This is a genomic window from Henriciella sp. (genome assembly GCF_049649345.1).
In the GTDB taxonomy this organism is placed as follows: Bacteria; Pseudomonadota; Alphaproteobacteria; order Caulobacterales; family Hyphomonadaceae; genus Henriciella.
This window is the reverse complement of record NZ_JBARZC010000534.1, coordinates 1-5,608: the sequence shown is the minus strand read 5'-3', so window position 1 is coordinate 5,608 and position 5,608 is coordinate 1. Positions and strand designations below refer to the sequence as shown.

Sequence of the window (5,608 nt, the reverse complement as noted above, 5' to 3'; positions counted from 1 at the left end):
GTCCGGGCCTTTGGCGGTTTCAGGCGGCGGGCGGGTGGCCCAGTCGGGGGCTGCGCGAGGAGGCGCGGTGGTGCCTGCTTCAGCGTCGCTCAGGGGCGGCAGGTCCGTGCCATAGGTCAGCGTGTCGCCATCGTCTGCGCCCTCGCCGACGAGTGAGACCATGGCGGCGCGGCAGAGGCCGTACCAGCCATCCGGCGTGTAGCCTGCCCCGCCCTTGCGGCCGGCATAGGCCCCGGCAATGATTAGCCGGTCCTGTGCGCGGGTCAGCGCGACATAGAGGAGGCGCCGGGATTCGCGGGCCTGCGCGGTCTTTCGCTCAAGGCGCAGGCGCTCGAGCAGCGGCGGGTCTTCCTTCTTGTTCGGGCTGTAGACGGGCGTCTTGCCCTCCACCATGAAAAGCCCGTTCGTATCGGCTTTTTCCGGCGCTGTCGTGTCCGGCAGGATGACGATCGGGGCTTGGAGACCCTTGGCGCCGTGCACCGTCATGACGCGGATCTCGCCGTCGGCTTCGGCAAGGTCGCGTTTGAGCTGGCTGTCATCGCCCTCGATCTCGGCAAGGAAGCTCTGAAGGCTGGCCGCTTCGCCCATGTCATAACCAAGCGCGCGGTCGATGAGTGCGCTGACCGGGTCGCGGGCTGGCTCGCCGAGGCGCTGGATGAGCCGGTCCCAGCCGGAGAGATTGCCCGCGCGGCGGAGGGTCAGCGCGCGGCTGAGAAAGTCGAAAGCGGGCAGGTGGCGATGGGCAATGAGGTCTTCGCAGAAATGACGCGCAGGCAGGATTCGCGGATCCACGCTGGTGCTGAGCCGGTCCCACAGGGTTTCGCCGCGCCGGCGATCATGGGCGAGCGTGAAGAGGTCATTGTCGTCATCGACCAGGCCGCAGAACGGCCCGCGCAGGATTTCCGCCAGCGTCAGATCATCGCCGGGGAAGAGCGCAAACCGGATCAGGTTAAGGCAATCCTGCACGCCGATATGGTCGAGCAAGACCAGCCTGTCGGCGCCGGCAACAGGCAGTTTCTCGGCCTTCAGCGCCTTGATCAGGGCTTCGAAAAGCGGGCCGCGCTTGCGTACCAGGATCAGGATGTCTTCAGGGCTTACAGGTCTTTGCGCTTTGCCCTGCCAGACCGGGTCCTTGCGATCGATCATCGCCCTGATCTCGCCAGCGACCTTCTTTGCCAGTGTGTTCTTTGGCGAGCCCTCTGAAATATGATCGAGCGGCGCGTCCCACGGGTCGCCCTCGTCTTCGTCTGTATGCGGCTCGATCGCCCAGAGATCGACCCGGCCGGGCTGATCCGCGCGGCTCGCCATATGGTTCAGCTCATCAGCCTCATCCGGCGGTGTCTCCGTGAACGGATCACCTGCAAAAACGTCCTGGTTGAACACCGCATCGACATAGGAGAGGACGTCCGACGTCGAGCGGAAGGACATGGTCATGTCCGGCATGTTCGCCTGGCCGTGAAGCGCCTCCTCAGCGGCGGCGAACACGCGCTTTTCTGTCAGGAAGCGCTCAGGGTCGGCGCCCTGGAAAGAATAGATGGACTGTTTTTTGTCGCCCACAGTGAACTGGGTGCGCGGATCGGTCGAGCGCTCGGCGCCCATGCCGGAGCGAAATTCCTCGACCAGCGCATTGATCAGAACCCACTGGTCGGGGCTGGTGTCCTGCGCCTCGTCGAGCAGGATGTGGGTCAGCCCGCCATCGAGCTTGTACAGCACCCATTCGGCCACCCCGCCGCGCGTCAGCAGGCCTTTTGTCTGCTGGATAAGATCGTCGAAATCGAGAGCGGCGCGGCGCTTCTTGCCATCGTCGTAATCTTTCAGAACAGGCAGACCGACCTGGATGAGCGCCGATGTCCGCTCATAGGCCCGGCGGGCGAGAAGCTGGGTCTGGACGGCGCGGAAGCGAGCCACTTCGCTGCCCTCGCCATCCTTCATCTGGAAACCGTCTGCGAGCCCGGAGACAAGTTTTGCCGCGCCGGCCGTGTAGCAATTGCTTTTGCGCCATTCTCCCTTGTCGGTCAGGAAAAGGCAGCACCAGGCCTCCCACCTGTCCTCAAGCCGTGCATTGGAGAGCACGAACTCCAGCGTCGCGAGCATTTTTTCGTCGGACGCGCCGCGCTTGGGGCATTCATGCAGCCCCCGCAGGATGGTCCGGACCTCTTCAGTCGGGAAATCCCGACCAAGCGCGGCTTCGAGGATGTCCTGGACTGCCTCGTCTGGCGCGCCGAGGACGGTCTTTATCTCCGCGTCGAGCGCATCGAGAGACCGGCCTGCCATCCGGGTGCGGACATTGCGAAGGCTGGACAGAACGGAGGCCGCGCCTAGACCACCGCCTGTCTCTGACAGCAGGGAAAGCGCCTCCGGAGCGTTTGCATCCGCGTGCAGGATCTGGTCGCGAAGGCTGTCTTTCCAGATCTGGTCAGCCTCGCGGTCTTCGATCTCGCCAAAGCCTGGCGAGACATCCGCTTCGAGCGGGAAGCGGCGCAGGATGCGCGAGCAGAAAGCGTGAATCGTCTCGATGCGGAGGCCTCCCGGCGTCTCGAGCGCGCGGGCAAACAGGGCGCGGGCCGCTTGCAGGTCTTCCTGCGTGTAGCTGTCCGGCGCACGGCGTTCGAGGTCCCCGAGGGCCTTGCGCAGCTCGTCATCTGGCGCGACAGACCAGCCGCCGAGCTGGCGATAAAGCCGGCTCAGCATCTCGTTGGCGGCAGCCTTGGTGTAGGTGACGCAGAGGATGGTGTCAGGCGCGGCGCCGGCCCGGCCATCCTCGCGGCGCAGCAGCAGCCGCGCCACGCGGTCGATCAGCACCTTGGTCTTGCCGGAGCCGGCATGCGCCTCGACCCATGCGGAGCGGTCCGGCAGGGCGGCATCGGCCTGCGCATCCTGCGCTTGGTTGTAGGCGTCGGCGTGCGAAATCTCAGTCATCGCCATCCTCCGCGGCCCACTCGTCGCGCCGGGCAAGCCGGGCATAGTCAGAGCCATATTTCGCCCATTTCGGCCGCGGCATGGAAATGTAGGGATGATCGGGCTTTGCGAACTTCTCGATGAGTTTCAGGAAACCCGCGCGGGTGTCCTCGATGATGTCTTCGAGCGCGACTTCTTCATGCCTGCCAGATTTCTCGCCGATATTACGCACCGCGAACTTGCTGCCGAACTGGACATAGGTCAGCCTACTGACGGGTCTTGCGGTGACGCCGCTGTCTGCGAAGCCGCCCTGTTCAGCGATGATTGCCTGAAGCGGCATTTGCGGGTTGAGACCGGTGCGGACCTCGCCCTCGCCGGGCGGCGCGCCGGACTTGAAATCGAGGATAGCGAGCGTGCCGTCCTGATGCTTTTCCATCCGGTCGGCCGTGGCGGTCAGACGGAATTTCTCTTCCATGCCAGGCACGTCAAAGCCATGCTCGCCCTTGATCTCTGTGTACGGAGTGCCCGCGATCAGGTGCAGGCGGGACGCGCGCCAGGCGATATACTCGTCGGCCACTTTTCTTCGGGATGCGACCGCACCGAGGATAACGTCTTCGGCCTCGCCCGCCTCGCGCAGTTCCTGTTCCAGCATGGTGATGAGCTGGTCTGCAGACTTCTCGACGCCGTCCTCCTCGAACTTTTCGAGGGCTGCGTGGATCGCGGTGCCACGCGGGCGTGCATCGACGGGCAGGTCCAGACCGTCGAGCCTGATCAGGCCGAGCACGTATTGCGCATAGATGGCGTAAGGATCGCGCTGCAGGGATTCGATACGCGTGACAGAAAGCTTTTTCGGGCGATGGTCCAGGGCAGGCGTCGGATACGGCGCTGTGTCGAGGTCGAGTGGGGGCGGATTGCTAAGGTCTTCAAGCCACACGCGCGGATCGGCGTCTTCTGCTGGCTTCAGCGCGTCGGCAGCACCCTCCTCCCCCAATGCGCCGCGCGCCAGCGTATTCAGCCGCCAGAGCCAGCGCGAGCTGACAGCAGGCGCATCTTCGCGCCGCTTGGCTGAGAGCAGCGTCACGTTTGGAGCCGAGGCCATCTGCGCAAAATCGTGGGCGGACAGGCCAATGCGCTCATCGGGATCGGACAGGCCAATCTCCTTGCGAAAGCTGCGCGGAAGGAAGGCATCGGCGGGAGGCTGGCCGGGCCAGACGCCTTCATTCAGGCCAGCGAGGATCAGCCGGTCAGCACTTTGCAGGCGCGCTTCCAGCGGCCCCCAGATGGAAAGACGTGGATGATCAGCGTTGCCGCGCACCGTCAGCGTCCCGCAATAGGCCCTGAAAAGCTCAGACCAGGTTTCCGGCGTCGCGGGCGGCATGCTGGCTGCGACGAGGGCAAAATCGCGCAGCGTATTGGATAGCATCGCGCCGTCTTCGCCGGCCCAGGGCAGCGGCGTCGCACCAAGCTCGCCCATCATCTCTGCGACCGCTTCGAGATAGGCCTGGCCTTCGATGGCGGCGTCTGGATGGGCGAGACCGGCGGCGGCGAAGCGGGCTGCGAGGTCACTGGCGATGGTATGCGCCTGCTCGATATCGGCGTCCGAAAGACCTGAGCGGCGGCGGTGGTCTGTGTCGCGGTCAAGGCGGTTGATATGCGCGGAAAGGTCGTCCCAGTCCTGCCAGCGGCGCGGCCCGCGTAGGATCTGGCGCTCGAATGTGGCGAGCGGAAAATCATAGGTGACCTGCGCGTGTTTCAGAACGGCGAGGAGCTTCACCGGATGGCTCGGATCGGTGGTCCAGTCCATGATCAGTGCGGCGAGGCTGCCGGCGGGTGTTTGCAGGAGCGGTGTGCCGGAAGACGGCGCAACGTGAACGTCCCATTGTGTGAGCAAGGCCGAGACACGGCGGGCGAGGCCTGCGTCTGGCGTGACGAGGGCGGCGGTTTCTGTGTCGGTTTCGAGGGCCTGGCGCAGCAGGAGCGCGGCGCACCAGGCTTCTTCGGCTTCATCGGCCGCTTCGATCAGGGTGAGGCCGGAAAAACCCTTTCGGGCAAAATCGGCAGGCGCTTCGGCGCCGGCCATTTCGTCGAGCCGTTCGAGCCAGCCGGACGTGTCGTCGGCGGGCGCGAGGGCTTCGTGGATCAGGGCGCGGCGGGCAGAGGCTTTTTCATCAGCTTCGATGTCCGGCCATGCGCCGATCTCATCGGGCCGGTAGCCGAGGGCGGCGAGCGTTTCTGCAAGCGCGAATTGCGGATGGTTCGGCGTCTGCGCGATGCGGCGCCAGGCGCCAGGCTCGACGCTGGCATCAAGCCCCGGCAGGACGATCAGACTGCGTGGCAAGCTGAGCGCGGCTTTCATCAGCACGCGGCCGGATGGGTCTGCCCCCGTCGAACCGGCGATGATGACATCGCCTTTTGGTGGATTGGCCTGCCAGTTGGCCGCCATCGCTTCGGCGGCGGCGAGCCGGCGGGCATAGGGGTCCATCTGGACGTTCTTTTCAAGCTCCTCCGGCCACTGAGTCACGATGATGTCGAGGAAATCGACAGAGCGCTTCCAGTGTTCGGCGAGCTGGCGATCGGCAACGAGCGTGTGGAGCTTGCTCCAGTCGCTGTCGCCCGACAGCGCCGCCTGATCGAGCAGGCGGGCAAGCTCGCGCGCCGCCGCGATGGACGAGGCGGGCGGGATCGGTTTGCCTTGCTGGTCGTAATAGGC

General features: G+C 65.2%; 2 protein-coding genes. Both read right to left on the bottom strand.

Going from position 1 to position 5,608, the window contains the following annotated elements; all coding sequences use genetic code 11:
• The coding region (locus WA989_RS14705) for a UvrD-helicase domain-containing protein (protein ID WP_424341233.1) at nucleotides 1–2,919 on the bottom strand (2,919 nt) is incomplete at its 3' end.
• Nucleotides 2,912–5,608, bottom strand: a 2,697-nt coding sequence (gene addB / locus WA989_RS14700) for a double-strand break repair protein AddB (RefSeq protein WP_424341232.1), incomplete at its 5' end; no start/stop codon positions are given. The genes addB and WA989_RS14705, both read right to left, overlap by 8 nt.